General features: G+C 69.0%; 24 protein-coding genes and 2 pseudogenes. 13 read left to right on the forward strand and 13 right to left on the reverse strand.

Features of this window, described 5'->3' with window-relative positions; translation table 11 throughout:
- Nucleotides 1-49: 49 nt before the first annotated feature.
- A pseudogene (locus DV707_RS09585) lies at nt 50-1,407 on the reverse strand (isochorismate synthase).
- Nucleotides 1,408-1,501: 94 nt separating this feature from the next.
- Complete coding sequence (locus DV707_RS09590; protein WP_103991913.1) at nt 1,502-2,095, reverse strand: sulfite oxidase-like oxidoreductase; 594 nt, start codon at nt 2,093-2,095, stop codon at nt 1,502-1,504.
- A 257-nt stretch (nt 2,096-2,352) separates the two neighbouring features.
- Between DV707_RS09590 and DV707_RS09595 the strand changes: the two genes are divergently transcribed.
- From DV707_RS09595 to DV707_RS09605, 3 genes are all read left to right on the forward strand, one after another.
- The gene (locus DV707_RS09595; protein WP_103991912.1) at nt 2,353-2,562 is read left to right on the forward strand and encodes a ribbon-helix-helix domain-containing protein; all 210 of its coding nucleotides are present in this window, start codon (nt 2,353-2,355) and stop codon (nt 2,560-2,562) included.
- 54 nt (nt 2,563-2,616) lie between these two features.
- Complete coding sequence (locus DV707_RS09600) at nt 2,617-2,895, forward strand: UPF0058 family protein (RefSeq protein WP_103991911.1); 279 nt, start codon at nt 2,617-2,619, stop codon at nt 2,893-2,895.
- A 126-nt stretch (nt 2,896-3,021) separates the two neighbouring features.
- Nucleotides 3,022-4,674: a rhomboid family intramembrane serine protease gene (locus DV707_RS09605; protein ID WP_103991910.1), complete on the forward strand. Its 1,653-nt coding sequence runs from the start codon at nt 3,022-3,024 to the stop codon at nt 4,672-4,674.
- A gap of 64 nt (nt 4,675-4,738) precedes the next feature.
- On the opposite strand, the gene DV707_RS09610 is transcribed toward DV707_RS09605, so the two are convergent.
- The 3 genes from DV707_RS09610 to DV707_RS09620 all read right to left on the reverse strand — a co-directional run bounded on the left by DV707_RS09610 (nt 4,739) and on the right by DV707_RS09620 (nt 6,986).
- Nucleotides 4,739-5,458 (reverse strand): METTL5 family protein, encoded by a 720-nt coding sequence (locus tag DV707_RS09610; RefSeq protein ID WP_103991909.1) that lies wholly within the window; start codon nt 5,456-5,458, stop codon nt 4,739-4,741.
- Nucleotides 5,459-5,634: 176 nt separating this feature from the next.
- Nucleotides 5,635-5,955 carry a DMT family transporter gene (locus DV707_RS09615; protein ID WP_103991908.1) on the reverse strand — a complete coding sequence of 107 codons (321 nt, stop codon included), beginning with the start codon at nt 5,953-5,955 and terminating at the stop codon, nt 5,635-5,637.
- 56 nt (nt 5,956-6,011) lie between these two features.
- Nucleotides 6,012-6,986, reverse strand: coding sequence for a lamin tail domain-containing protein (locus DV707_RS09620; protein WP_103991907.1), 975 nt, complete (start codon nt 6,984-6,986; stop codon nt 6,012-6,014).
- A gap of 107 nt (nt 6,987-7,093) precedes the next feature.
- On the opposite strand from DV707_RS09620, the gene DV707_RS09625 reads away from it, so the two are divergent.
- Nucleotides 7,094-8,047: a transcription initiation factor IIB gene (locus DV707_RS09625; RefSeq protein WP_103991906.1), complete on the forward strand. Its 954-nt coding sequence runs from the start codon at nt 7,094-7,096 to the stop codon at nt 8,045-8,047.
- Between the two features lie 329 nt (nt 8,048-8,376).
- Here the strand turns inward: DV707_RS09625 and DV707_RS09630 are convergent.
- Nucleotides 8,377-9,861, reverse strand: a pseudogene (locus tag DV707_RS09630) (flippase activity-associated protein Agl23); the annotation flags it as partial.
- A 213-nt stretch (nt 9,862-10,074) separates the two neighbouring features.
- On the opposite strand from DV707_RS09630, the gene DV707_RS09635 reads away from it, so the two are divergent.
- From DV707_RS09635 to DV707_RS09645, 3 genes are all read left to right on the forward strand, one after another.
- Nucleotides 10,075-10,419 carry a hypothetical protein gene (locus tag DV707_RS09635; RefSeq protein ID WP_103991905.1) on the forward strand — a complete coding sequence of 115 codons (345 nt, stop codon included), beginning with the start codon at nt 10,075-10,077 and terminating at the stop codon, nt 10,417-10,419.
- A 153-nt stretch (nt 10,420-10,572) separates the two neighbouring features.
- Entirely contained in the window at nt 10,573-11,016 is a 444-nt protein-coding gene (locus tag DV707_RS09640; protein ID WP_103991904.1) for a universal stress protein, read from the forward strand.
- Nucleotides 11,017-11,118: 102 nt separating this feature from the next.
- Complete coding sequence (locus DV707_RS09645) at nt 11,119-11,445, forward strand: 2Fe-2S iron-sulfur cluster-binding protein (RefSeq protein WP_103991903.1); 327 nt, start codon at nt 11,119-11,121, stop codon at nt 11,443-11,445.
- A gap of 307 nt (nt 11,446-11,752) precedes the next feature.
- Here DV707_RS09645 and DV707_RS09650 read toward each other — a convergent pair whose 3' ends face one another.
- Nucleotides 11,753-13,672 (reverse strand): globin-coupled sensor protein, encoded by a 1,920-nt coding sequence (locus DV707_RS09650; protein ID WP_103991902.1) that lies wholly within the window; start codon nt 13,670-13,672, stop codon nt 11,753-11,755.
- A 182-nt stretch (nt 13,673-13,854) separates the two neighbouring features.
- Here DV707_RS09650 and DV707_RS09655 point away from each other — a divergent pair, with 182 nt between their 5' ends.
- Nucleotides 13,855-14,544, forward strand: coding sequence for a rubrerythrin family protein (locus DV707_RS09655; RefSeq protein WP_235010782.1), 690 nt, complete (start codon nt 13,855-13,857; stop codon nt 14,542-14,544).
- 136 nt (nt 14,545-14,680) lie between these two features.
- Here DV707_RS09655 and DV707_RS09660 read toward each other — a convergent pair whose 3' ends face one another.
- The gene (locus DV707_RS09660) at nt 14,681-15,919 is read right to left on the reverse strand and encodes a mandelate racemase/muconate lactonizing enzyme family protein (protein WP_103991901.1); all 1,239 of its coding nucleotides are present in this window, start codon (nt 15,917-15,919) and stop codon (nt 14,681-14,683) included.
- Between the two features lie 68 nt (nt 15,920-15,987).
- Nucleotides 15,988-16,566 carry an MBL fold metallo-hydrolase gene (locus DV707_RS09665; protein ID WP_103991900.1) on the reverse strand — a complete coding sequence of 193 codons (579 nt, stop codon included), beginning with the start codon at nt 16,564-16,566 and terminating at the stop codon, nt 15,988-15,990.
- 151 nt (nt 16,567-16,717) lie between these two features.
- On the opposite strand from DV707_RS09665, the gene DV707_RS09670 reads away from it, so the two are divergent.
- Together DV707_RS09670 and DV707_RS09675 are read left to right on the forward strand one after the other, a co-directional pair.
- Entirely contained in the window at nt 16,718-17,230 is a 513-nt protein-coding gene (locus DV707_RS09670) for a metal-dependent hydrolase (protein WP_103991899.1), read from the forward strand.
- A 91-nt stretch (nt 17,231-17,321) separates the two neighbouring features.
- A complete protein-coding gene (locus tag DV707_RS09675; protein WP_103991898.1) occupies nt 17,322-17,516 on the forward strand; it encodes a cold-shock protein in 195 nt (64 codons plus the stop codon).
- A gap of 125 nt (nt 17,517-17,641) precedes the next feature.
- Here DV707_RS09675 and DV707_RS09680 read toward each other — a convergent pair whose 3' ends face one another.
- Nucleotides 17,642-19,183: a cryptochrome/photolyase family protein gene (locus DV707_RS09680; RefSeq protein WP_103991897.1), complete on the reverse strand. Its 1,542-nt coding sequence runs from the start codon at nt 19,181-19,183 to the stop codon at nt 17,642-17,644.
- Nucleotides 19,184-19,427: 244 nt separating this feature from the next.
- On the opposite strand from DV707_RS09680, the gene DV707_RS09685 reads away from it, so the two are divergent.
- Complete coding sequence (locus DV707_RS09685) at nt 19,428-20,048, forward strand: response regulator (RefSeq protein WP_103991896.1); 621 nt, start codon at nt 19,428-19,430, stop codon at nt 20,046-20,048.
- 182 nt (nt 20,049-20,230) lie between these two features.
- On the opposite strand, the gene DV707_RS09690 is transcribed toward DV707_RS09685, so the two are convergent.
- A complete protein-coding gene (locus DV707_RS09690) occupies nt 20,231-21,031 on the reverse strand; it encodes a creatininase family protein (protein WP_103991895.1) in 801 nt (266 codons plus the stop codon).
- A gap of 124 nt (nt 21,032-21,155) precedes the next feature.
- Nucleotides 21,156-22,298: a bactofilin family protein gene (locus DV707_RS09695; protein ID WP_103991894.1), complete on the reverse strand. Its 1,143-nt coding sequence runs from the start codon at nt 22,296-22,298 to the stop codon at nt 21,156-21,158.
- 129 nt (nt 22,299-22,427) lie between these two features.
- On the opposite strand from DV707_RS09695, the gene DV707_RS09700 reads away from it, so the two are divergent.
- The gene (locus tag DV707_RS09700; protein WP_103991893.1) at nt 22,428-23,405 is read left to right on the forward strand and encodes an aldo/keto reductase; all 978 of its coding nucleotides are present in this window, start codon (nt 22,428-22,430) and stop codon (nt 23,403-23,405) included.
- Here the strand turns inward: DV707_RS09700 and DV707_RS09705 are convergent.
- The gene (locus DV707_RS09705) at nt 23,372-24,640 is read right to left on the reverse strand and encodes an MFS transporter (RefSeq protein ID WP_103991892.1); all 1,269 of its coding nucleotides are present in this window, start codon (nt 24,638-24,640) and stop codon (nt 23,372-23,374) included. The genes DV707_RS09700 and DV707_RS09705 overlap by 34 nt on opposite strands.
- A gap of 36 nt (nt 24,641-24,676) precedes the next feature.
- Between DV707_RS09705 and DV707_RS09710 the strand changes: the two genes are divergently transcribed.
- Nucleotides 24,677-25,963 (forward strand): DUF7405 family protein, encoded by a 1,287-nt coding sequence (locus DV707_RS09710; RefSeq protein WP_103991891.1) that lies wholly within the window; start codon nt 24,677-24,679, stop codon nt 25,961-25,963.
- Nucleotides 25,964-25,965: the final 2 nt, after the last annotated feature.

A 25,965-nucleotide genomic window follows, 5' to 3' on the forward strand; every position in this document is an offset into this window, starting at 1 on the left:
CGTTTCTCCGTGCGGTTTCTCTCGGTCATAGCCGTCCCGTCGGTGGCGTTCAATCATCGCGTTCCCGTTCCAGTTCGTCCAGAATCGGTCGGTACTTCAACTGCACCTCGTCCCACTCCCGGTCGGGATCGGAGTCGGCGACGATGCCGACGCCGGCGAACAGCGTCGCGGTGTCGCCGCGGGCGACCGCAGAGCGGAGCGCGACGGCGAACGTGCCGTATCCGGCGGCGTCGATCCAGCCGACCGGCGCGGCGTACCACCCGCGGTCGAACGGTTCCGTCTCCCGGATCGTCGCCAGCGCCCGCCCGGGTGGAAGCCCCCCGACTGCGGGTGTCGGATGCAGGGCCTCCACCAGCGAGAGGACGTGCTCGTCGCGGTCCAGGGTCGCCGTGATCGGCGTCCAGAGGTGCTGGACCGTCGCCAGACGTTTGACCCGGCGCGAGCCGGTACTGACGGTGCCCGCGAACGGCGAGAGCTGCTCTTCGATGGTCTCGGCGACGAGGTCGTGCTCGTGGGCGTTCTTCTCGTCGCGGGCGAGTTCCTGCGCCAGCCACTCGTCCTCGGCCGGCGTCTCGCCGCGTCCCGTCGTCCCGGCGAGGGCGTCGGTCTCGACGGTCCGACCGCGAAGCGAGACGAGCCGCTCGGGCGTCGCCCCGAAGAAGGAAGACTGCGGACGCGACGACGTGGGCTCGGGTTCGACGAGGAACCGGTAGCACTCGGGGTACGTTCGGCCCAACCGGGTGAGGACGTCGGGGAGCGAGAGCGTCCCCGCGAGGTCGACGTCGAGCGCCTGGGCGAGGACGACCTTCCGGAGGTCGCCGGATTTGATCCGCGAGACGGCCGCCTCGACGCCCGTCTGCCAGTCCGACCGCGCGGTCGTTCGTCGGCGGTCGGTGACCCCGGGGGGCCGGCCGGCGAGTCCGGGGCGTCGAGCGAGTCGATCCGTTCCCGTTCTCGGGCGAGTCGCGACTCGACGGTCTCCGGGTCGACGTCTCGTCCCACGGCGTTGACCGTCAGCCACGCGCCGCCGTCAGTCCACGTGACCTGCACGCGCGGGAAGACGAACCGCGCGCCGGGGAAGTCCTCCCACGGCGACCCCGAGGTGCTGTCGGCGTGGAAGGCGAACCCGCCGAACAGCCTCGGACGGGCGGCCTCCGTCCCGGCGTGGACGTCGCCGGAGGCGAAGAGCGACTCCGCCGACTCGCGGATCGACGAAAAGCGGCTCGGGCCGTCGGCGGTGAGCGTCGCCGCCGCGCCGCTGCCGACGACGGTCGCCTCCTCGGGCGCGCTCCAGACCGTTCGCGGCGCGTCGGCCCCGTGCAGCACCGCACGGAACGACGGCGTCGAGATGGGGACAGAGCGGCTGACGAGGTTCGTTTCCGCCGCGTCGGTCCGCAACGATTCCATTACCCGTGCTGAGGGCGCCACGCTCTTTTATTTGACTATACCGGGGGCGGCGGTCGCGAGACCGACCCACGGATCGGGGTTCCGCTCGGGCCGCTCAGCCGTATCGCTCCTCCTCCCAGGGGTTCGCCGACGCGGAGTAGCCGCGCCGCTCCCAGTACCCCCGTTCGGTCTCGGTGAGGAACTCCACGCCGTCGACCCACTTGGCTCCCTTGTAGGCGTACTTGTGCGGCGTCACGACCCGGAGCGGCCCGCCGTGCGGTTCCGGTAGCGGGTCGCCGTCGAGGCGGTAGGCGAAAAGCACCTCGTCGCGCAGACACTCCGAGAGCGGGAGGTCCGTGGTGTAGCCGTCGAGGGCGTGAAAGAGCACGTGCGTCGCGTCGTCTCGAACCCCGGCCTCCGCGGCGAGCGTCGGGAACGTGACACCGGTGAACTCGCAGTCGAACGTACTCCACCCTGTGACGCAGTGGAAGTCCTGCCGTTGCGTCGTCGCGGGCAGGGCTCGAAACTCGTCGAGATCGTAGGAGCACTCGTCTTCGACGGCACCCCACACGTCGAAGGACCACGTCTCGGGCGTCCACGACGGCGTCCCCCCTTTCGAGAGCACCGGGAAGTCGTCCGTCTCGCGCTGGCCGGGCGGGAGCCGCTCGTCACCGAACTCGCGGTACAGTTCTGTCGCGTCCTGAACCATACCCGCCCTCGTGGCGCCAGGCACCTTACGCTGCCGTTAAGGGAGTCGAAGGCAACGAGAACTGATAATGGTTATCAGACCGCGGCAGCGCCGTTCGGTCACGTCCGGGGCACTTCCGATACGAGATAACGTGAAAAAGAAATAATTATGCGGTGACTAAGAAATTTATGTGTCTTCTTCGTAAAAGATAATTCTCTTATCACGGAAACTTCGCCGCAGGGTTTAAATAACCCGGCTTCAAACCCCCTCACGTTCAGATGCCCAAGGTGAACATCAACGTCCCCGAACACCTCGAGATGCAGATCGCACAACTCGTCGACCAGGGCGAGTTCGTCAACCGGGAGGAAGCAATCGAGGAACTGCTCTCGACCGGCCTGCGCGCGTTCAAGACCAGCGGCCCGATGGACGAAGACGACCGCTTCGAAGACGACGGGATGATGGGCCACGAAGACGAGTACGTCTTCTGACCGTGTCAGTTTCCACCAATAATCCTTAAATCGGCCTCTCACGTATCCACGTCTATGCACAAAGACGAGCTCCTGGAACTGCACGAACAGATGGTGATCATCAAGGACAACTTCGCCGCGCGCGAGGACGTCGATGGCAGCATCTTCGACAAGTACGAGAACCTCGAAGTCGACCCGTCTCACGTGCACAAGTCCAAGAGCGAGCACAAACACGCCGTCTTCGTGCTCGGCAACGCGCTCGCGACGGCGATGAGCGAAGACGAGTTCTCGAACGCCGGACGCGTGGGCAAGCGGATGGAGGAACTCGCGAAGGACGCCGAGAACAAACTCTGAGTTCGGGGCGCTCACGGTCTGACGGTCCTCTCACAGATCGCTCGTGTGCATCTCCTGTCTCCTCCCGGCGCGGCGTTCGGTCGAAACGACGTAGTTTCTTAACTGCCCGGTCACTCCTGGGAGACGATGGAACCCCTTCCGGTCGAGCTTCTGCAGCGCGTCGGCGTCGTGGCCGCGCTCGTGATCTCTCTCGCGGTCGCGTCCGCCCTGGACCGGCCGTCGGCGCTCGGCGCGCGCCTCCGCCGGCGGTTCGTCCTCGGCGTCCCGTGGGGGACGCTCGTCACGGTCGGACTCGTACTCGCGGTCTATCTCTTCCTGCAGGGCGGCTACGGCAACTGGTACTCGCCGGTCACGATCCCGTTCCGCGCGTGGTCGTACTTCTATCCGCTCGGAATCGCCAGCGCCGCGTTCTCACACGGCGGCGCGGGACACCTCGTCGGAAACCTCGTCGGGACGCTGACGCTCGCGCCCCTGGCGGAGTACGCCTGGGGGCACTTCCCGCGCGAGCGGGGCGCGCACTCGTTCGGATCGCCCCGGACGAACCCGTACGTCCGCGCGTTCGTCGTCTTCCCGGTCGTCGTCGTCGCCGTGGGGCTGCTCACCTCGGCCTTCGCGATCGGTCCGATCATCGGCTTCTCCGGCGTCGTCTTCGCGTTCGCGGGCGTCGCGCTGGTCAACTACCCGCTCGGTACCGTCGTCGCGCTCGCGGCCGGCGGGGCGCTTCGACTGGTGTACAACGCGCTCCGGGCGCCGGTGCTCACCGCCAGCGGCCGCCCGGGGTACATCACGCCCTGGTGGGCCGACATCGCCATCCAGGGCCACGCCCTCGGGTTGCTCATCGGCGTCCTCGTCGGCCTCGTGATCGTCCGCGCGCGAACGCGAGACGGCAGGCCGAGCGCGCGTCGACTGTGGCTCGGTACGCTCCTCTTCGCGGTCGAACAGTCGCTGTGGGCCGTCTACTGGTTCCGCGGCGGCGAGACGTACGTGCTCTACCGGGCCGCGGGCGTGATCCTCGTGGCGGCGCTCGCGCTCGTCGTCGTCTTCGCCGCCGTCGCCCGCGACGACCCGCTCTTCACTTGGGAACTCCTCGGCGACAGCGGCGTCGTGCGGAACTGGCAGGTCGCCGCCGGCGTCCTCCTGCTGTCGACCGCGGCGATCGCGGGCCCCGCGGTGCCCGCGAACCTGTTCACGGCCGAGTCGGGCGACCTCCCGGGCGAGGAACTGATGGTCCGCGACTACGAGGTCACGTACGCCGAGGACGTCGAGAACGGCCTCGTCGCGGTCGTCGACGTCGAGGCCTTCGGCGAGACGACCGCCGTCAACACCTCCGGCGTCATCGTCCGCAGCGAGGAGCGCGGCATCTGGACGACGACGGTCACGAAGGGCCGACTCGCCTTCGACGGCCAGGCCGCCGTCCGCCTCGGCGGCGTCGGGTGGCGCGAGACCGTGTACGCACAGCGCGACGGCTGGAACGTGCTCGGCAACGGCACGGCCTACCGGGTCGCGCTCGGCGACAAGGAGTCCGGCCGGGTGGTGTACACCTCCGATCCCGTCACGGCCGCGCCGACGCTCGCCGAGCGGAACGTGACCGTCGTCCCGACCGAAAACCGGTATCTCCTGCGCGTCGATCGCGGAAACGACTCCCTCAGCACCCGGATGCCGGCGAAGAACGAGTCGGTGACGCTCGACGGGCTGACGTTCACGCGCAACGACTCCCGCGTGTTCGTCTCCTACGACGGGACCCGGCTACAACTGCTCGCGAAGGAGACCTACGAGTGACAGGCGTCCTTCGGAGTCGGCTACGTCGCACCGTTCTCGTCCGTCGTCGCGCCGCCCCGATCTCCTAGTCCGTCGTCGCGCCGTCCTCGTCCGCCGTTGCGCCATTCTCGTCCGTCGTTGCGCCATTCTCGTCCGTCGTCGCGTCGCCCCCGCCGTCGTCGCCGGACCACTCGATCCGGTAGACCTCGGCGTCGATCTCCTCGGCGTCGGCCTCGTGGAAGTCGAACTGCCGCTCCAGAGCGAGCGTCGCTCGGAAGGCGTGGGTGACGTCGCCGCCCCTGTCGGCCGCGAACGACTCGACGAACTCCCGCGATCCCGCGTTGTGAACCGAGTAGGAGACCGTCGATATCGACGCCGCGGTTTCGAGGAAGGCGCGGTCGGCGTGTTCGTTCCCGCGCTGCGCGCCGAACGGCGGATTCATCAGGACCGTCGTCGGGCCGTCCGGACAGAGCGGCGCGCGCGTCGCGTCCGCGTGGATCCAGTCGATCTGGGCCCGCGTCCCGACCCGTCGACGGTTCCGCACGGCCGTCGAAAGCGCCGTGCGGTCGACATCGATCCCGACGACGCGCGCCGGCCCCCTGAGCGCGGCGCCGAGCGCCAGCATCCCGGTCCCGGTCCCGAGGTCGACGACGAGCCGGTCCTCGACGTCGCCGTTCAGGTCCGCGACGTGGACGACGTGGGCGGCCAGTTCCGGGGGCGTCGGATACTGTTCGAGGTCCGCCTGGGGGTCTTCGAACCCCGCGACGACGGCCAGCTGCGTCTCCAGCGCCGACTTCGTGCCCATCAGGGACACCCTCCGGTTACCGCGACGGCGACGCCGTCGACGAGGGCTGTCCCCTCGGCGGAATGCGGCGGCGCGAAGGTCGGTTTCATCGCCGTAGCGTTTCCGCCGAGAGCATAAAAACCCGGCCCCGCGTGAGCGCCGGCGGCGACGTGCTCACAGTGGTGCTTCACGCGGTCTTAGCCGCCGGAAACGACGTGCAGGCCCGTGATGCCGACGACGATCAGGCCGATGAACGCCACGCGAAGGGGCGAAGCCGGCTCGTCGAAGAGGACGACGCCAAGCGAGGCCGTCCCGACGGCGCCGATGCCGGTCCAGACGGCGTACGCCGTGCCGATCGGGAGGTCCTCGACGGCCCGGGCCAGGAGCACCATACTGGCGACGATGGCGACCGCCGTGCCGAGCGTCGGCCCCGGCTTCGAGAACCCCTCCGAGTACTCGAGTCCGATCGCCCAGCCGATCTCGAACAGGCCCGCGAGGAGCAGGAGGTACCACGACATACCGCCCGCTACCCGCTCGTCGCGACTATAGGTTCCGTTCTACCGACGACTCGACTTCAGTACGATTTCCGAACGACCACCGATCCGTCGGCGTCGCGGACGGTGACCACGTCGCCGTCGTTGTTCCAGACGGCGCCCCCGGCGCCCCAGTAGACGGTCGTTTCGGTGTCCGATCCCGATCCGGTCCGCAGGGTCAGCTCCGCCCCGGGGTCGACGACGGTCCCGTCGGGGAACGTGTAGGCGTGGTCCGCGGCGTCGGAGACGGTCCATCCCGAGACGTCCAGCGGCTCGTCGGCCGAGTTGCGGAACACGACGTACTCGTCGTTCAGGTTCTCGTTGTCGTTGCCCTCGGCGTCGTAGTGGACCTTTGCGATAGTCAGCGGCCCCTCGCCGCCGTCGGTGCGGGTCGCGGTCGCCTCGGTGGTGCCCGACACGGCCTCGGGGTCGGCGCAGGCCCACAGGCCGCGCCGGTCCTCGCGCGCCCTCGCCTCGGTCCGCTCGTAGCGTTCACGTTCGGTAAAGGTGCTCTCGTACAGGCGGGCGTGGCCCTCCCGGAGGAGCGCGTGGTTGAACGACCTGCCGTCCACGTAGACGTACGCGAGCAACCGCCCGTAGTACCCCCGTCGGTCCGACTCCTCGTCGAAGACGAGCGTGACCGTCTCGCCGGCCAACCGCTCTTTCGCGTACGCCGAGGCGCGCTCTCCCGCCGTGCGGAGACAGGACTCGCCGGCCTCCGTCTCGGGGACGCCCTCGAACTCGTCCGGCGAGTTCGATCCGTGCACCTCCGGCGTGTCGACGCCGAGCAACCGGACCGTCTCCCGCGTCCCGTTCGGATACGCGACCTTCACCGTATCCCCGTCCACGACGTCTGTGACGGTGACCTGGACCCCCTCGGTGCCGGGATCGAGCGTCGGTGCGTCCGTGCCAACAGTCGTAGTCGTCGCATCCGCGCCGCTCTCGGAGGCCGGCGTTCCGGAGAGACAACCCGTGGTAACGACGAGGAAGACGACGACGACCGTCAGGGCGCGCATACACGGTTTTCGGACGGCAGAGTCATATACCGATTGGGACTCCGCGGGAGGTTCTATTGGTATTTTGTCACAAAGGTTTAAATTCACTGTTCACCACAAACCTTATAATGGAACGTTCGCGTCGTCAGCGCCAGCGAGAGCAGGAGACCGAACAGACAGACGACGAACGGGTCGTCTGCCCGGAATGCGAATCCGAAAACATCGTCACGGACGCCGATCAGGGGGAGTTAGTCTGTGACGACTGTGGCCTGGTGTTGGACGAACAGCAGATCGACAGAGGGCCCGAGTGGCGGGCGTTCAACCACTCCGAACGGCAGTCCAAATCTCGCGTGGGCGCGCCGATCACGGAGACGATGCACGACCGCGGCCTGACGACGACGATCGACTGGAAGGACAAGGACGCCTACGGGCGCTCGCTCTCCTCGGAGAAGCGCTCGCAGATGCACCGGCTGCGGAAGTGGCAGGAGCGCATCCGGACGAAGGACGCGGGCGAGCGGAACCTCCAGTTCGCGCTCTCGGAGATCGACCGGATGGCGTCGGCGCTGGGCGTCCCGCGCTCGGTACGGGAGGTCGCCTCCGTGATCTACCGCCGCGCGCTCAACGAGGACCTCATCCGCGGGCGCTCGATCGAGGGCGTCGCCACCTCCGCGCTCTACGCCGCCTGTCGCCAGGAGGGGATTCCCCGCTCCCTCGACGAGGTAGCGGAAGTGTCGCGCGTCCCTCAGAAGGAGATCGGCCGGACGTATCGGTACATCTCCCAGGAACTCGGTCTCGAACTGAAGCCGGTCGACCCCAAGCAGTTCGTGCCGCGCTTCGCCTCTTCGCTCGGACTGAGCGAGGAGGTCCAGTCGAAGGCGACCGAGATCATCGACGTCTCCGCCGAGCAGGGACTGCTCTCGGGGAAGTCGCCGACGGGGTTCGCGGCCGCGGCGATCTACGCGGCGTCGCTGCTCTGCAACGAGAAGAAGACCCAGCGGGAGGTCGCCGACGTCGCGCAGGTGACCGAAGTCACCATCCGCAACCGGTACCAAGAGCAGATCGAAGCGATGGGCTTCCGCTGACCCCGGCCCAGCGTCGCTGACGACCGCATTCTCTCCGGCGGATCACCGTCTCCTCTGGACGCGTCCGACGATTCCGACGCCGCGTCCGCGACGAACACGATCACCTCGCGGTTCCACAGACCGAGCCGGTAGCTCTCCGGTTCGTACTCCGGGCCGAGACGCTCCGCGAGCGCGTCGCGGTCGGACGGATCGGCGACGACGATCGGCGGGGCCGACCCGTTCCTCTCGGCCGAATCGAACGACGAGACGTTCGCTACGCTTCCCGTGTCCGCGCCGGCCGACTCGAAGTACCAGGGAAGGGGGAGGCGGTTCCCCCAGGTGTCGTCGACCGGCGGGTAGCGGGTGGTCCGATCCGCCGGCACGTGGAACGACGGCCCGACGTAGCGAACCTCGACGGTCGCGGGGTCGCCGTCTGCGACGTCGCGGGCGGCCGATTCGAGGCCTTCGAGGTCGTCGCTCGGCTGCGCGAACTGGGCCAGTTCGTTGCTCCGGTCCGAGGGCCCGTAGACGTCGGCGGCGACGACCGCTCCCGTCTGCGCGCCGACGGCGACGAGGACGAGAACGACCGCGACGACGGTTCCGGCGTCGACCTCGGTCCGTGCCGCGGCGTCGACGTCGGCCCGCGAGGCGGCGGCGACGCCGCGGCGGAGGATCGCCGCGAGGCCGACCGCCGCGGGCAGCGAGAGCGGAACGACGACGTGGACGAGCGTCCACGGCGCGGACACCTCCGAGAGCGTCGGAAACACGACGACTGCGGCGAGTCCCCAGTAGCCGACGCCCTCGACGAGCGGCCGGCGCGACGGCGCGTAGCGCGTCCAGAGCGTGGTCGCGACGCCCGGGAGGAACACCGGGAGCGCGGCCGAAACGAGGAGGCCGGCCGCGTCGCCGACGTACGGGAGGAACGCGTGCGTGCCGTCGGGGAAGCGGTGGACGATGCGGACGCCGACCAGCCGACGAAACGCGCCGACGGTCCCCTCGTAGAAGGCCAGGTGGAGCGTCGTCGGATCGTACAGCCCGACGTCGACTCCGGGTCCCGACCGCGGGGCGAACAGGAACGCCGTGACGCCGACCGCGAGGAGACCGGCGCGGGCCGCGGGCGTCGCCGTCCCCGCGAGTCGCTCGCGGACCGCGATCGGGATCGCCCGAACGCTCGTTCCCCGATCGCTCGCGACGCTCCGCTGGTCGACGACGAGCACCCACGCCACGGCCCAGCAGACGAGATAGCCGGCGACGAACCCGGAGGCCGACGCCGCGAGCGGCAGCGCGACGGCCGCGGCGTAGGCGTCGCGTCGGCTCCGGCGGTTCCACGCCCTGAGCGCGAACCCGACGGACGCCAGGGCGAACAGCGCGAGCGGCACGTCGCCGCGGAGGAAGCGCGAGTAGTACAGAAGGAGCGGTTGAACGGCGAGGACAGCCGCGAAGAGCACCGTCTCCGCGTCGTCGAGGTACTCCCGGAAGAGCAGCGCGACGAGCGGCAGTGCGCCCCCGAGAACGGCGACGGGGAGCCGTGCGATCCGTTCTGAGACGCCGAGAGCGGCGAACAGGGCGCGATCGAGCAGGTAGAGCAGCGGGCCGCCGGCGACCGGGCGGTACTGGTACGCACCCGTGTCGAGGAACCTGAGCGCCCAGTAGCCGACGCGGGCCTCGTCCCAGTGGAACGGCCGCGCACCGAGGCCGACCAGTCGGAGTCCGAGGCCCGCGACCGCGATCGCGACGACGGCGAGAACGACGGAATCGGGTCGAAACGACGATTCGAGGGACGACACGCGCCGTCGCTCGGACCCGTCGGACGCGGCCTCGTCCTCGCCGGCCATACGGTGCCGTCGCCGCCGGGGGAGTAGAAGTTTTGTGATCGGCGTCGGAGCGGTACGATCGCCGTCGGGCGTTGTGATCGCCGTCAGGTGTTGTGATCGCCGTCGGGTCGTGTGACCGGTGTCGGAGAACGGCGGTGCCCGCGGGGAGCGCGTCGCGCTCGGCCGCGATCTCCGATCCGCAACGCACAAGCGACGTCCCGCCCCAGTCCGCCTATGAGCGTGGTCGAGTCGCTCCCGTCGCGGCCGCTGGAACCGCAGGAGCTACTGGAACTCAACGGCGCCGAGGCGCTGGAGATGGCCGTTCCGGTCGAAGACGAGGGCCGAGTGACGGGGGTGCTGATCGCGACGGCGTCCTGGGTGAAGGGGCTCGGGTTCGACGCCGACGCCGGGTCCTGGACCGTCGTCGAGGCCGTCTCACTCGGAGAGGGTGTCGAGCGCGTCGACGCCTTGCAGACCTGCGAGGCCGAGATCCTCCGGTTCCGCGGCGACGATCCCGACGACCTAACCGCCGCGGACGCCCCCGGCACGTACGAACCCACCGTCGACGGCGGCGAGTGACGCCGACGATAGCGAATTGAACCGCCGAGGAGCGAATTGAACCGCCGAGGAGGTGGTTCACGGGCGAGCACGCCATCGAAATCGCGAACCTCCTCCGACGTGACAACCACGGGTAGTTTCTAAACCCTCGGCGTCGTACTCAACTCCGAGACGATGTACGACAACATCCTCGTTCCGACCGACGGTAGCGCCGCCAGCGAGGGGGCGGTCGATCACGCCATCGAACTCGCGAAACAGTACGACGCGACGCTGCACGCGCTGTACGTGGTCGACACCGGCGCGTACTCGGCGATGGAAGTCGGCTCCGACATCGTCATCGAGGCGCTCCAGGAGGAGGGCAACCAGGCGGTCGACCGCGTCGCGAGCGAGGCCGACGAGGCCGGAGTCGCGGTCGAGACGTCCGTCCGAACCGGGATCGCCCATCGCTCGATCGTCGAATACGTCTCCGAGGAGGGGATCGACCTGGTGGTGATGGGAACGCACGGTCGGACCGGCGTCGGTCGGTTCCTCCTCGGCAGCGTCGCAGAGAAGGTCGTCAGAACGGCCGACGCGCCGGTGATGACGGTTCGAGCGAACGAGGAGGAGACAGAAGAGTGAACGGGTTCGGGACGATCATCGGGGACCCGCCCCGTCGTCCGGGACGGCCACACCCCGACCGCTTCGCGAAGAGTTTTGAATCGGTCCGTCGAACGGCGAGGTATGACTGACTACACCGTCGAGTTCGTCGGCACGGGCGAGACGATCGAGATCTCGGACAAGCAGACGATCCTGAAGGCCTGCATCGAGGCGGGAATCGCCCAGGAGTACTCCTGCCGCGTCGGGATGTGTCTGGCCTGTTCCGCCGAGATCGTCGAGGGCGAGGTCGCCCAGCCCGCGGCGAGAGGGCTCACCGACGAGGAGCGCGAGAACTACGCGCTCACCTGTATGGCTCGGCCGCAGAGCGACCTGAAACTCGACCGGGGCGTGTATCCGCCGAGCATCGAAGACGACGCCGCGAGCGCGGCCGCCGCGGCCGACGACGACTGATACTGGTTACTCTCGTCTCGTACCGCCGAGCGCTCCCCCCACTGACGGCGCTCGGCGGTGAAAAGTGAGAGTAATCATTATGAGATGGGGATACGGACCGCCGTGATTGTTCACGACGATCGTCAAGACGCGATGCTGACGGAAGCGAAGCCGATCGACGGCGTGCCGTCCGACAGAGGCGACCGCGGTCAGCCGATCGCGGGAGCGCGGAGGGACGTCTCACCGGTTCGGTCGTCGGGCCTCACTGACTCGCGTCGCTGGCCTTATCGACCCGCGTCGCCGGTTTTATCCACTCGAATCGGCGGCCCTATCGACTCGCGTCGTCGGGGCTGTCGGTCCCGTCTTCGACGACACCGCCGTCGGTTCCGACGAACGCGAACCCGTCCTCGGCCGCCGCGTCCGCCGATGCATCCGCCGAGACCGTGGGGGCGTCCCGTTCGCGTGAATCGTCGGCGTCGACCGACGGCGTCGCCTCGGGAGCCGACTCCGCGGCCGCCGGCCGAGCCGACCCGGTCCCGTCGCCGTCGGACGGGGATCCGTCCGAGTCCAGGTCGGCTAGTCGATCCGCCGCGCGTCGAATCCGCTCCATCTGTTGGGTCTGTTCCCTGCTCGCTTCGGCGACGTCATCGACGCGCTCTGCGACCTCGTCGGCCCGATCGCGCGTCTTCTCGACCATCGCGGTCACCTCCTCTGCGCTGACGGCCTGCTCGTCGGTCGCGACCGCCACCTCGGTGATCCCCTCCGTCGTCCGCTCGACCGCGTCGACGATCTCGTCGAGGCTGTCCATCGCGTCCTCGCCGCGGTCGATTCCCTCGTGGAGTTTGTCGGTCGTCTCCGAGAGGCTCTCGATCGTGTCGGCGGCGTCGGCCTTCACGCGGTCGACCGTCTCTTCGACGTCGCTCGCGCGCTCGCGGGACTCCTCGGCCAGCTGCTTCACCTCGTCGGCGACGACGGCGAACCCGTCACCCGCCTCGCCCGCCCGGGCCGCCTCGATCGACGCGTTCAGCGCCAGCAGGTTCGTCTGCTCGGCGATGTCGTCGATCGCCTCGATAACCGCGTCGATCTCGTCGATCTGCGACTGCAGGCGTTCGAGATCGGCCGACGCCTCCGTCGCAGCGTCGGCGACCTCCTCCATCACGTCGATGGCCTCGTCGGCCGCCTCCTCGCCCGAGCGTGCCCGGGAGGCCGCCTCGTCGCTCGTCCCCTCCACCTCGTCGGCGGTCGCGGCGATCTCCTCGACCGTCGCGCTCATCTGTGAGATCTCAGCCGCGACGTCTTCCATGTCGCCGGCCTGTTCGTTCGCGATGTCGCGAATCGCCGCCGAGCGTTCCGCGACGACCGACGAGGACGAAGAGACGTCGTCGATCGGCTCCCGGAGGTCCCGTTCGACGTCTCGGGCCAACCGCTCACGGTGCTCCGCCGCGCGGCGCGCCTCCTCGCTGTAGGCGTGGATGTACGTGTCCATCGCGATCTGCTGATCGAGCGCGAGCACTTTCATCAGCGAGGTCGTCCGCGCGACGACGGCGTCGACCGCCGCCTCGACGTCCGCGTCTCTCGTCTGCCCCACTTCCGTCTGCTCGTCGGCCCCGCCCGTCGCTTCGTCGTCAACGCTCTCGGACGCCGATCCGCCGAGGAGACCGGCGAGGAGACCACGTCGTTCCGAGTGGCCGGCGGCGGTGCGCTCGGCGTCGGCGGCGGGGGTTCCGCCGTCGGAGGGGTCGGCCGCGTCCCGCGGCCCGTCGCCCGAACCGCTCTCGCTCCCGAACTCCGCTTTCACTTCTTCACCGATCGCGTCGATCAGACCCTCGTAGTAGACGCTGTAGGCCCCCATATAGAACTTCGGCCCCATGTTCAGCATCTCGTGGACCTTGCCCACGCGCGCCCGACGGGCGAAGTAGTCTCGGCCGTAGTCCCCGTCGGTCAGCGACCGCAGGTACGACTGTTGGTCGGTCTTTAGCCGTTCGAGGCCCTTGCTCGACCGGCCGAGGACGTCCGTCGCGTCGGCGTCGCTCGTCAGGTGCTCGTAGAACTCGTCGACGACCTCGTCGGCGACGTCGTCGAAGGCGGACTCCAGTTCCCGCATCCGTTCTCTGTCGGCGTCTTCGAGACGAACGAACGACTTCCGCCACTCGATCTCCGCGTCGTCGATGTCCAGCGCGTCGATCAGCTCCTCGCCGTCGACGTCCCCCCGCTCCCGCTCGCCGACGACGACTCCCTGATTGTTCATACGTGGGATACCGACGTCTCGACTTAAGATTGTTCGCAGCTGCTATCAGATCTGATATCCACGGGACGCGTGCGCGAACGGTTCCGGATGGCCGAGATGCTCAGATGGCCGAGACGCCCGGATGTCGGGAACGAACCGGCGTCGAGAGCAACGGTTAGGTGACGCGACCCCGCGGTATCGATATGGACAGCGACGACGCGACCGCCGCGGAGGACGAACGGACGCCGGGCGGGCTCCGAACGCGCCTCGAATCCGACTACGCCGGAGAGCTCGCGTTGCTGGGATCGGATCGGTTCCGAACCGCCGCGGCGGACGGCACGCCGAGCCCGGAGACGCTGCTCGCGGCCGCGGCCGAGAGCGAACACGCCGCTCGTGTGACGTTCGCCGAGTGGGCGGCCGACGAGAGCGACGACGGCGCCCGCGACGCCTTCGAGTCGGTGGTCGAGCAGGAGACGGAACACCGCGAGCGGGTCGCCGCCGAACTCGACGGGTGGGCCCCGGAGGACGGCGGGCCGGGACCGATGCACGCGTACCTCCGGGGGCGCGAGGCGACGGTCGAACGGATCGCCGGCGGGATGGTCGGCCGCCCGCTCGTCTCGCTCCGAACGCACGCGCAGTTGATCGATTTCTTCGAGCGCGAGCGGGAGGAGGGCGATGGGTCCGCGCGGCGCGCGTCGCTGTTTCGCGACCTCAGGGCGGAGACCGCGGGGACGCTCGAGGAGGGGCTGGCTCTGCTCGGAGAGCGGTGCGGAGACGGAGAGTGGGAGACGGCGGAACTGGTCGCCGGCTACACGATCCGGCTCGCCCACGACGACACCGCCGACGCGCTTCGCTCGCTCGGGATCGACCCCGGCGTCGGCGACGAGCCGTGAGCGGACAACGTCCGGCGAGCCCGACTTCGCGCCGCTCAGTCGAACGCCGTGAGGCGCAGCCTCACGTGCCCGGCGAAGCTACGCTTCGTCGAACGCCGATGGACTCGCTCCGCTCGCCCATCGAGTCCGATTCGGCTCACGCCGAATCGAACAACTCCTCGCCGTCGACCATATGCTCCTCGACGGCGTCCATATCCAGCGTCAGGCCGAGCCCCGGTTCCTCGGGGATCTCGATGTAGCCGTCTTCGATGACGGTCTCCTCGACGAGGTCGTCCCACCAGCCGAGTTCGTAGGAGTGGTACTCGACGGCCAGGGCGTTCGGGATCGCCGCGCCGACCTGCGCGGAGGCCATCGTCGCGACCGGCGAGGAGACGTTGTGCATCGCGACGGGGACGTAGTACTGGTTCGCCACGTCGGCGATCTTCCGCGTCTCGCGCATCCCGCCGACCTTCGGGAGGTCGGGCGCGACGATGTCGACCGCCTGGTTCTCGATCAGGCGACGTTCCTCGGTGACCCGGTACCTGTTCTCGCCGACGGTGATCGGCGTCGTCGTCGACTTCGTGACCTCCTCCTGGACCTTCAGGTTCTCCGGCGGCACGGGGTCTTCGAGCCACCAGACGTCGTAGTCCTCGATGGCGGCAGCGAGGCGTTTCGCCGACCCGCCCGAGAACGTCCAGTGGCAGTCGAAGGCGACGTCCGCGCGGTCCTTCACGCGCTCTGTGACCTGTTCGACGATCTCGGCCTTGTGGCGGATCTCGCCCGGACGGAGGTGCCGGTTCGCGCGATCCTTCTCCAGTCCGGAGGGGACGTCGAGGTCGAACTTGAGGGCGTCGTAGCCGAGGTCCTCGACGACGCGCTCGGCCTCGTCGGCGCAGGCTTCGGGGTCGGCCTCTTCCTCGGTGTGGCAGTCGCAGTAGACCCGCATCTCGTCGCGGTACTTCCCGCCGAGCAGCTGGTAGGCGGGGAGTTCGAGGATCTTGCCCGCGAGGTCGTGCAGCGCGACCTCGATGCCCGCGATGGCCGTGACGGTGACGCCCTCGATCGATCCCTCGCCGGACATCTTCTGGATCAGGTGCTCGTAGAGGCGATCGATGTCCAGGGGGTTCTCGCCGACGATCATCGGCGTCATCCGCTCGATGAGTTCCGGGACGCCCGCGCCCCAGTAGGCCTCGCCGGTACCGACGACGCCGGCGTCGGTGTAGACGCGCACGAGCGTCCACGGGAAGTTCCCGTCGACCATCGTGGTCTGGACGTCCGTGATCTCGACGTCGCGGCCGCCGCCGCGCTTGGCGCGCACTCCCATCGTCTCCGCGGAGAGTTCCCGCATCGTGTATTCCGCGTTCGGATCGTGTAAGTCGGCGTAATCGACTCCCATAGATGTTGGTTTACTCGATATTAGGTAAACCTTTGGAGAGTACCGGAGGACCGGTCTCCGGCGAGCCGTCAGCCGAGCTGCGCCGCCCGGATCGCGATCCCGACGTCGTCGAGCGGCCGCTCGGTGATGCTCGGGCCGTGGCCGACGTGGATCACGTCGAGGTCCTCGTCCAGGGACCGCCGGAGGTACTCGATGCTCTCGACGAGCGTCTCGCGATCGCCGCCCTCCAGGTCAGTGCGGCCGAACGCGCCGTTGGCGAACACGAGGTCGCCGGCGAAGCAGACGCCCGCCGATCGGGAGTAAAAACAGAGGTGGTCGGGCTTGTGGCCGGGCGTGTGCAGGGCCTCGTAGCCGTCGTCGCCGATCTGGACCGTCTCGCCGTCGGCGACCGGGTGGTCGACGTACTCGCTCTCGGGGTCGAAGCCCCACGTCTCGACGTCGAACGCGTCGCGGACGGCGGCGACGTTCTCGACGTGATCGGGGTGCGTGTGGGTGAGATAGAGGCGGTCGAGGTCGTCGACGTGGGATTCGATCCTAGAGACGACGTCGAAGTTCGCGCCCGCGTCGACGAGTGCGGTGGTCTCACCGGTGACGAGGAAGACGTTCGCGGTGAACGCCTGCACGTCGCGTGCGAGGTTGTGGATCACGGCGGTCGGTAGGTCGGCCCCCGACTTGCGTCTTTCCGCTCGGACGCGTGGTACGCCCGCGCCGGCGTGACGCGCCGCATCGAACCGGGTCGCGCGGCATCCGATCCGCGTCGGTCGGGGCGCTTTTGTGTGCCCGAACCCAGCGGCCGATATGTACCGGAAGGGGCACTACGGCGTCTCGCTGCTCGTCTTCGCGCCGATCGCGTTCGTCCTGCTCGCGTTCGACCGGGCGGACCTCGCGCTCGTCACCGGGGGGACGATGCTGTGGCTCGCGATGCTCCCGGACGTCGATCACCGGATTCCGGGCGTTCCCCACCGCGGCCCCACGCACTCGCTGGCCTTCGCGGCGCTGGTCGGCGCGGCGTTCGGGGCGGCCGGCGTCGCCCTGCAAACGGCGGCTGGCGGGGTCGCCGTCGACGTCGCCGCGGTCTCTCGGGGCGTCTCGCTCGCGGCGGCCGGGTTCGCGCTCGGCGCGCTCACCGTCGTGGCGCACCTCCTCGGCGACGCGCTCACCCCCGCCGGCGTCAACTTCCTGTGGCCGCTCTCGGGGCGCACGTACACGCTCGGGTTGTGGACCGCCGACAGCGCGGTCGCCAACTACGGACTCCTCGCGATCGGCGTGTTCGCGACCGGTGCGGCGGCGTATCTCGGAGTCGCGATCTGACCTCGGACACGCCGGTCTGGCCTCGGACACGCGATCGACGGGGAGTCTCGACACAAGGCTTATTTATTGCCTTCGCGTATTGCCGGCCGCAATGGCGAAAGGTACGGTTGCGTTCTTTAACGACACGGGCGGTTACGGTTTCATCGAAAGCGACGATTCTGAAGAAGACGTCTTCTTCCACATGGAGGACGTCGGCGGCCCCGACCTCGAAGAGGGCCAGGAAGTCGAGTTCGACATCGAGCAGGCCGACAAAGGCCCGCGAGCGACGAACCTCCAGCGCCTGTAAGGACGCACCACGAGAGCGGTACTGCGGTCGGCGATCCCGTCGAGTCTCACCACGATTCTGCATTTCTCACCCGCCGAGCGACGCGTGTCTCTCGTTTCCAGGCTCGAAACGGGCCGAGGATTCCGTCACAGTTCGCCCTCGGCGGCAGCAGTCCGGAGGTCCTCGGCGCGCTGGCGGATGGCTCGCCACTCCGCGTCGTCCTTGCGGTCGACGTGTGAGTACATCAGTCCCATCCGACCGGTGCCGCGGAGCGTCTCCTCGTGTCGCTTCAGGAAGTCCCAGTAGAGCGCGTTGAACGGACAGGCGTTCTCGCCCGTCGTCTCGGATTTCGCGTACGGACAGGCGGCGCAGTAGTCGCTCATCCCGTCGACGTAGTTCGCGGAGGCGGCGTAGGGCTTCGAGGAGAGCACGTCGGTCCCGAACGATCCCATCCCGACGACGTTCGGCGTCGTCACCCAGTGGTAGGCGTCGACGAACCCGAGGTGGAACCACTCGTTGAGTTCGGCGGGGTCGACGCCGTAGAGCAGCGCGAAATTAGCGAGGATCATCAGCCGCTCGATGTGGTGGGCGTATCCCCGCTTTCTGACGTGCCCGACCGCCTCGGAGAGACACCGCATCTCCGTCTCGCCGTCCCAGTACAGCGGCGGCAGCGACGCCGTCTGTCCGAGTTGGTTCGCCTCCGCCAACTCCGGCATCGCCCGTCGGTAGACGTGTCGCACGAACTCCCGCCAACCGATCACCTGGCGGACGAACCCCTCGACGCTGTTGAGCGGGGCGTCCCCCGACTCGTACGCCGCGACCGCCGGATCGACGACCTCCCGCGGGCGCAAGAGGCCGAGGTTCAGCGCCGCCGACAGCAGCGAGTGACACAGCGCCCACTCGCCGTCGCGCATCGCGTCCTGGTAGTCGCCGAACTCCGAGAGCCGGACCGACACGAAGTGATCGACCGCCGTCAGCGCCTCCTCGCGCGTCACCGGCCAGCGAAAGCCGCTCGGGTCGCCCCAGTGGTCGTCGTAGCGCTCGGCGACGAACGCCTGAACCCCGCGGGTCGTCCCGTCCGGTTCGAACCGCGGGACGTCCGGGGGCGACCACTCCGGCGGCGGCGTCTCCCGGTTCTCCTCGTCGTAGTTCCACGCGCCGCCGACGGGGTCGTCGCCGTCCATCAGGATCCCGGTCTCCCGCCGGACGTGTCGGTACCAGTCCTCCTGACGGAACGCGGTTCCCTCGTCCGTAACGGCCGTTCCGGACTCGCCGTCGTCGGACGCGTCGACGCCAGCCCAGGCGTCGAAGTCCGCTCGCGAGGTCAGAAACAGGTCGTTCTCGACGAGCGTCAGCGCGCCGCCGCGCTCGTCGACGAGCCGGCGCCGCCACTCGTCGGCCCCGTGGCTCGGCGAGCGCATCCCGACCAAGTCGTCGCCGGGGTTGGCCTCGAAGTACTCCTCGAGCGCGTCGCCGAACGTCTCGGCGCGGAGGTAGGTGACGTCGTAGCCGCGGTCGCGGAGGTCGTCGCGGAAGTGTCGCATCGCGCTGAACACCAGCGTGAGCTTCTGGGGGTGATAGCGACGCCGTTCCGCGAAGGCGTGCGCTTCGACGAGCAACACGTGGTCTGCGGACCGGAGCGGCGTCGCGTCCGGGTGTAACTGATCGCCGAGGAGCCAGACCGTCATCGGGTTTGTCTTCGACGAGCGCGACCTAATTCTGTCGGCCGGACCGTTGTGACGCGTCGCGGTGCCTCGGGCTGCGGAACCACATTTTCACATCTGATAGTGGGGCCTCCCCGAGTGAGCCGATTTCGATCGCCTCAATCGGGGTCTCTCGCCGGCATCAGTGGTCAAAACGCCGTTCTCCGGTGGTCGTTATTCGGAGGGCAAGAATTTAGACGACGGCCGGAGAGGTGGGAGATAGACTGCAATGGACGGCGCTACTCCCCGGGTCCTCGTCGTCGAAGACGAGCCCGACTTGGCCGAGCTCTACGCGATTTATCTCTCGGACATCTACGACGTGCAGACAGCCACCGACGGTGAGACGGCCCTCGAGCTGGTCGACGAGGAGACGGACGTCGTCCTCCTCGACCGGCGGATGCCCGACCTGACCGGCGACGAGGTGCTCGATGAGATCCGAGCCCGCGGGCTGGAGACGCAGGTCGCGATGATAACCGCGGTCGAGCCCGACGTGGACATCGTCGAGATGCCGTTCGACGACTACCTGGTCAAACCCGTCACGAAGGACGACCTTCACGGCCTCGTCGAGGTGCTGCTTCGACGGGCGAACTACGACGAGCGCTCCCAGGAGTTCTTCAGGCTCGCCTCGAAGAAGGCCGCGCTGGAGTCCTCGCCGGACGTCTCCGTGGAGAACGAAGAGGAGTACCGGGAACTGACCGAACGGATGGAGTCGATCCGCACCGAACTCGACGAGACCCTCGCGGAGCTGAGCGACGACGACTTCCGCGAGGCGTTCGCGTCGTTCCCGGACATCGAAATCGACGAGTCCGAGGGCGACGGCGACGGGGTCGGCTCGCCTCCGCAGTCCTGAGCGGCCGTCTCGATCCGCCGATCGATCGCTCGGTCGACCGGGCGCTACTCCCGCCGTTCGACGCGCGTTATTCTCGCCGTTCGACGGGCGCTACTCCCGCCGTTCGACGCGCGTTATTCTCGCCGTTCGACGGGCGCTACCCCCGCCGTTCGACGCACGTTATTCTCGCCGTTCGACGGGCGCTACTCCCGCCGACTCCCGGGTTGCGGATCGACGTGCGCCGGGGCCAGGAGGTCGTCGAGTCGCCGGCCGTCGAGCCACTCGAGGAGTTCGACCAACTGCTCCGCCGCGGCCTCGAAGAGGCGTTCGCCGATCTCGGGAGTCGCGCCGGTCTGGTCGCCGAAGACGCCGTTCTCGGAGTTCTCGACGGCGTCATAGAACGTCCGCGCGCCGTTTTTCCGCAGGTGCGCTGCGGCCTCGATGTCCCGGACGCCGCCGTCGCGAGCGGATTCGAGCTCCTCCTCGCGGACCAGTTCGGGCGCGAGGTGCTGGATCATCGCCGTCTCCTTCGGCCCGCCGTGCGGGCCGTTCTGCTCGAAGGCCTCCTCGACGAGGTCGGGGATCGACTCGTCCCACATCCACTCGATCGCGTAGAGCGTCCCGTCGTCGCGGAGGCGACGGCCGACCTCACGGAGGTGCTGGACGTTGCCGCCGTGGGCGTTGACGTAGACGACGCGGTCGATGCCGTGGTACGCGAGGTTCCGCGTCAGCGACTCGACGTAGTCGCGGAACTGCGGTCCGTCGACCCACATCGTCCCGTGGAACTGCCGGTGGTGGGGGCTGACGCCGACGTTGACCGTCGGGGTGCAGAGAAACCCCGTCCGGTCTGCGGCCTCGCGAGCGAGTCCCTCGGCGATGAGGTGATCCGTCGCGAGCGGGAGGTGGGGGCCGTGCTGTTCGGTCGAGCCCAGCGGAACGACGGCGACCGACTCCTCGGCGACGTAGTCTCCGAGTTCCGGCCACGTCTGGTCTGCGACGTACATACCGGGGGAAAGCGGTGCGGCGTCAAGAAGGTACGGCACGGCGGTCCGGGTTCGGCGAGGCTCCGGTTCGGATTCGACGAGACGCCGGTAGGGGTTCACCGAGACGCCGCCCCGACGACGCCGCCTACGCCGTCGCCTCCGGTCCGCTAGCGGTCGCACCGGCGTCGCCGCCGCGCTCGTCGCCACCGGCGGTCCGCTCGCGGAGCACGGAGACGAACGCGCCGAGACCGACGAGGAGGACGAGGAACGAGACGAGGCCGCCGACGAACGGGACGAAGTCGGCGAGCGCGACGACGGCGACGCCGACGACGAGGGCGGCCCACCGGTTCTCCGAATCGGCCAGCGAGAGCACCCACGTCCCGACCGCGAGCGCCCCGTAGACCGACGCCACCCACAGGAGGACGGCGAAGACGACCACCCCGGCGATCGAGAGCGGGATGCCGACGACCGTCAGCAACAGGAGGAGCAGCGCGATCGGCGTACCGACGAGGGCGAGGAGGCCGATCCCGCCGCTTCGGAGCGCTCTCGACGTCCCGGTCGCGACGACGTCGCGGGCGAAGCGAGGCGCCGCGAGGAGCAGCACCGCGCCGAGGAGGAGGTTCACCAGCGCCCCGTAGATCACGCCGACCCAGGAGGGAATCGACGGCAGGGCGGGTCCGCCGCCGGATCCGAAGACGTCGGGACCGGCGACCGAGAGCGACTCGTCGCGGGTGACCGACCCCGCGACGGAGGCGTCGTCCGAGAGGGTGAACTCCTCGGCGTCGTACGTCAGCGATCCGCCGACGGTCGCCGTGGGGCCGACGACGAGCGTGTCGGCGCCGACGGTCGCGTCGCCGTCGACCGCGCCGTCGAGGCGGACGTCGACGGCACCGGCTTCGAGGCTCCCGACGCGGGACCCCTCGCGGAGTTCGAGCGACGCGCTGCCGACGGTGAGCGCGCCCTCGACGGCGCCCTCGATCACGACGCTGCCCGCCGCGGCGTCGACGGAGCCGGTCACCCGGCCGGAGTCGGTGACGATGACCGATCCGGCGGTCGCGGAGACGTCGCCCTCGACGGTGCCGGCGACGACGACGCTGCCCGCCGCGGCGTCCAGGTTACCCTGGTACGTCTCGCCGGCGTCGACGCGAACGGTACCGCCGACTGTCTCCCCGGGACCCGATCCGCTCGGGCCGGACTCCTGTGCGCCCGCGATCGCTGTCATCCCGCCGAACACGACGAGAGAAGTGACAAGGAGGACTGCGAGTCGTCTGCGCGCGTGTCCTGACATAGATCTCACGAGAGGGGGACCTCTCACCGCGGCGATACGATGGCATCCGCCTTAATTTCTCCTGAGTGACAGGCCGCCCCGACGCCGCTGCCCGTGTGGCTTTTTGCCCCTCCGTCGCGTGCGTTCGCTATGGAGTACACGACGCTCGGCGAGACGGGCACGAAAGTCTCGAAGATCTGTCTGGGCTGTATGAGCTTCGGCGACAGCGACTGGCGCGAGTGGGTGCTCGATCCCGAGGAAGGAAAAGAACTCGTCGACCGGGCCATCGAACTGGGAGTGAACTTCTTCGACACCGCCAATATGTACTCAAACGGCGGGTCCGAGCGCGTCCTCGGCGAGGCGCTTTCCCACTATGACCGCGACGAGTTCGTCGTCGCCTCGAAGGTGTACTTCCAGATGGACGACGACGACCCCAACTCGGGCGGCCTCTCGCGGAAGGCGATCGAACAGGAACTCGACAACTCGCTGGACCGGCTCGGGATGGACACCCTCGACCTGTTGCAGATCCACCGCTGGGACTACGACACGCCGATCGAACGGACGATGCGGACCCTCGACGACGCCGTGGACCGGGGGAAAGCGCGGTATCTGGGAGCGTCGTCGATGTGGGCCCACCAGTTCGCCGAGGCGCAGCACGTCGCCGAGCGGGAGGGATTGACGCCGTTCTCGACGATGCAGAACCACTACAACCTCCTCTACCGGGAGGAAGAGCGCGAGATGCTGCCGCTGTGTGAGAAGCAGGGGGTCGGGGTCATCCCGTGGTCGCCGCTCGCTCGCGGGTGGCTCACCCGGCCGCACGAGGACTCGCGGTCGACGACGCGGGGCGAGACCGACGACCACGCCCACCAGCACCCGTATCTGGAGGGCGGCGGCCGCGAGGTCAACGAGCGCGTGCAGGAACTCGCCGAGGAGAAGGGCGTGAAGATGGCGCAGATCGGCCTCGCGTGGCTGTTCGAGGACGATCGCGTCGACGCCCCGATCGTCGGGACCACGAGCGTCGAACACCTCGAAGACGCGGTCGAGGCGCTGTCGATCGACCTCTCGGCGTCCGACATCGAGTATCTCGAAGCGCCCTACGAGCCGGTCCGCGTCTCCGGCCACGAGTAATCGGACTCCGAGTCGGAGTCAGATCCCGAAATCCGCCAGACCGCTCGCGCGGCGACGGTCGCGATCGCCACCTCCGAGAGGCCGACGACGAGGAACGCGGCGAGATAGCCCGCCGTCGACGTCGTCGTGCCACCCAGCAGAAAGCCCGCGAGGAACCCGAGGCTACCGAAGACGTTGAAGCCGCCGAGGGCCGCGCCGCGGGTCTCGACGGAGGCGACGTCGGTCACGAGCGCCATCGTCGCGGGCGCGACGAGCGCACCGAGGGCGCCGACGGCGACCATCGCCGCGATCGCGACCCACAGGACCGGCGCGACGCCGACGGCGACGATCCCGAGCCCGTAGCAGATCGAGCCGACGATCACCGGGACGGCCCGCCCGACCCGGTCCGAGAGCACCCCCGCAGGGTACTGCAACAGTGCGAACGGGACGAAGAAGGCGGCGAGCGCCAACCCCGCACCCGCGGCGTCCAGCCCGAACGACTCCCGAAAGTAGTAGACGCCCACGAGCGCGAAGAATCCCGCGGTCATCCGGTCGATGAACCCGAACGCGTAGGGGACGGCGAGCACCGGTCGCCGCCTGAGCCGACCGAGCACGTCGGCGACACGGAGGCGTTCGCCACTCGGGAGTTCCTCCGAAACCGTCGCGAACAGGACCGCGACCGCGACGAGCGTGGCGGCGGCCGCGTACAGGGGGTACAGGGGATCCGCGTCGGCGAGGCGGCCGCCGACGACCGAGCCGAGCGCCGCGCCGAGGCCGATCGCGATCCCCGCCGCGCCCATGTTCCGTCCGTTCCCCCCGGCGAGGTCCGCGAGCGCCGTGATGGCCAGAGAGAACGCGCCGATCGTCGCGGCGCCGCCGAGGAGACGGACGACGAGGACGCCCGCGAACGGGAGCCCGATAGTCGGCGCCGCCGCGAGGACGAGATACCCCGCCGCGCCGCCGAGCGCCCCCGCCGCGGCCAGCGGCATCCGCCGCCCGACGGCGTCGCTGGCGGCGCCCCACACGCTGGCGAAGGCGACGAAGGCGGCGAACTCGGCGACGAGGAACCACATCCCCGCGCGGATGGTCCCGCCGCCGCCGAGGGCGCCGACGATGTCCTCGACGCCGGGGTACAGAAAGACCTGCGAGACGAGGACCCCCCAGACCCCGACGGCGAGCCGAATGCGAGTCCCGCGGCGTGTCACGGGGTGCGATTCGCCCTCCGCACAAATATCCGCGTCGTTTCCGGAGCCCATCCGAATTCACTTAGCCGTCCGCCGCGTACGTCGGGTATGTTCGGCGGGGAAGACGAGACGAGCCGGCGGGCCGTCCTGAAGGGTGCCGTCGCCGTCGGCGGCGCGGCGGCGCTGTCGGCGTGTCTGGAGGAGACCGAGCCGGAACCGGTGCCGAGCGGTCCCGACGACCCGTCGTCGCTCCCGGCGCGTCAGCACGCCTGGAACGATCACGTTCGAACCGACGATCACGGTAACACCCTCCTTCCGCGCCACCAGTTGCTCCTGTATCTCACGCTGCCCGGCGACGGACCGCCCGACGCCGCCGCTAGACGGGACGTCGAGTCCGCGCTCCGGACGCTCGATCGGGCCTACGAGCGGAGCAGCGACGGCCTCCTGCACTCGATCGCCTACTCGCCGCGGTACTTCGGCCGCTTCGAGGCGGGTCTGCCCGACTCGGTCGACCTCCCCGAACCGCGGGCGCTCTCGCCGTTCGAGACGCCGGAGTTCGACCGACAGGACGCGCTGCTACACCTGGCGTCGGACCGCGCGGACGTCGTCCTCGCCGCCGAGGAGGCCCTCCGAGGGAACGAACCGACGGTGAACGGGCGGGAGATGGAATCGACGCTGACCGACGTCTTCGAGGTCGCAGACCGTCGGAGCGGGTTCGTCGGTGCCGGGATGCCCGCCGAGCGGCAGGACGGGCTCGCGGGGATCCCGTCGTCGAACCCGGTCCCCGAGGAGTCGCCGCTGTTCATGGGTTTCATCGCCGGGTTTCGGGAGAATCAGGCGACCGAAGACCACGTCACGCTCTCGGAGGGCCCGTTCGCGGGCGGCACGACGAAGCACGTCTCGAACCTCCGGATGCGGCTCGAGGACTGGTACGGCGAGCAGTCCTTCGAGGAGCGCGTCGCGGAGCTGTTCTCTCCCGTCCACGCCGAGGAGGGACTGGTCGACGGCGTCGGCGAGGATCTCGGCGACGACAGCGGGATCACACAGGAGATGATCGAGAACGTCAGATCGAACGCCCGGCAATTCGGGAGGGTCGGCCACGCACAGAAGGCCGCACGGGCGAACCGCGAGGAGGACGGCACGGTTCGAACGCTCCGGCGGCACTTCGAGTCGACGGACGACGACGAGGCGAGTCTCCACTTTCCGAGCCTCCAGCGACGGATCACGACGTTCGAGGAGGTTCGAGAGGCGATGAACGGAACCGACCTCGCGGACCTCCCGGCCATCCGACAGCGCGTGAACAACGGGATACTGGAGTACATCTTCGTGAAGCGACGCGGCAACTTCCTCGTCCCGCCGCGGTCGCTGCGGGCGCTCCCGACGCCCGAACGCTGAGC

The sequence above is a fragment of the Halobellus limi genome (assembly GCF_004799685.1).
Taxonomy (GTDB): Archaea; Halobacteriota; Halobacteria; order Halobacteriales; family Haloferacaceae; genus Haloquadratum; species Haloquadratum limi.

Bases quoted from the DNA above. Each gene is read 5' to 3' on its own strand.
- DV707_RS09590 (WP_103991913.1), bottom strand. From the start codon at position 2,095: ATGGTTCAGGACGCGACAGAACTGTACCGCGAGTTCGGTGACGAGCGG.
- DV707_RS09595 (WP_103991912.1), top strand. From the start codon at position 2,353: ATGCCCAAGGTGAACATCAACGTCCCCGAACACCTCGAGATGCAGATC.
- DV707_RS09600 (WP_103991911.1), top strand. From the start codon at position 2,617: ATGCACAAAGACGAGCTCCTGGAACTGCACGAACAGATGGTGATCATC.
- DV707_RS09605 (WP_103991910.1), top strand. From the start codon at position 3,022: ATGGAACCCCTTCCGGTCGAGCTTCTGCAGCGCGTCGGCGTCGTGGCC.
- DV707_RS09610 (WP_103991909.1), bottom strand. From the start codon at position 5,458: ATGGGCACGAAGTCGGCGCTGGAGACGCAGCTGGCCGTCGTCGCGGGG.
- DV707_RS09615 (WP_103991908.1), bottom strand. From the start codon at position 5,955: ATGTCGTGGTACCTCCTGCTCCTCGCGGGCCTGTTCGAGATCGGCTGG.
- DV707_RS09620 (WP_103991907.1), bottom strand. From the start codon at position 6,986: ATGCGCGCCCTGACGGTCGTCGTCGTCTTCCTCGTCGTTACCACGGGT.
- DV707_RS09625 (WP_103991906.1), top strand. From the start codon at position 7,094: ATGGAACGTTCGCGTCGTCAGCGCCAGCGAGAGCAGGAGACCGAACAG.
- DV707_RS09635 (WP_103991905.1), top strand. From the start codon at position 10,075: ATGAGCGTGGTCGAGTCGCTCCCGTCGCGGCCGCTGGAACCGCAGGAG.
- DV707_RS09640 (WP_103991904.1), top strand. From the start codon at position 10,573: ATGTACGACAACATCCTCGTTCCGACCGACGGTAGCGCCGCCAGCGAG.
- DV707_RS09645 (WP_103991903.1), top strand. From the start codon at position 11,119: ATGACTGACTACACCGTCGAGTTCGTCGGCACGGGCGAGACGATCGAG.
- DV707_RS09650 (WP_103991902.1), bottom strand. From the start codon at position 13,672: ATGAACAATCAGGGAGTCGTCGTCGGCGAGCGGGAGCGGGGGGACGTC.
- DV707_RS09655 (WP_235010782.1), top strand. From the start codon at position 13,855: ATGGACAGCGACGACGCGACCGCCGCGGAGGACGAACGGACGCCGGGC.
- DV707_RS09660 (WP_103991901.1), bottom strand. From the start codon at position 15,919: ATGGGAGTCGATTACGCCGACTTACACGATCCGAACGCGGAATACACG.
- DV707_RS09670 (WP_103991899.1), top strand. From the start codon at position 16,718: ATGTACCGGAAGGGGCACTACGGCGTCTCGCTGCTCGTCTTCGCGCCG.
- DV707_RS09675 (WP_103991898.1), top strand. From the start codon at position 17,322: ATGGCGAAAGGTACGGTTGCGTTCTTTAACGACACGGGCGGTTACGGT.
- DV707_RS09680 (WP_103991897.1), bottom strand. From the start codon at position 19,183: ATGACGGTCTGGCTCCTCGGCGATCAGTTACACCCGGACGCGACGCCG.
- DV707_RS09685 (WP_103991896.1), top strand. From the start codon at position 19,428: ATGGACGGCGCTACTCCCCGGGTCCTCGTCGTCGAAGACGAGCCCGAC.
- DV707_RS09690 (WP_103991895.1), bottom strand. From the start codon at position 21,031: ATGTACGTCGCAGACCAGACGTGGCCGGAACTCGGAGACTACGTCGCC.
- DV707_RS09695 (WP_103991894.1), bottom strand. From the start codon at position 22,298: ATGTCAGGACACGCGCGCAGACGACTCGCAGTCCTCCTTGTCACTTCT.
- DV707_RS09700 (WP_103991893.1), top strand. From the start codon at position 22,428: ATGGAGTACACGACGCTCGGCGAGACGGGCACGAAAGTCTCGAAGATC.
- DV707_RS09705 (WP_103991892.1), bottom strand. From the start codon at position 24,640: ATGGGCTCCGGAAACGACGCGGATATTTGTGCGGAGGGCGAATCGCAC.
- DV707_RS09710 (WP_103991891.1), top strand. From the start codon at position 24,677: ATGTTCGGCGGGGAAGACGAGACGAGCCGGCGGGCCGTCCTGAAGGGT.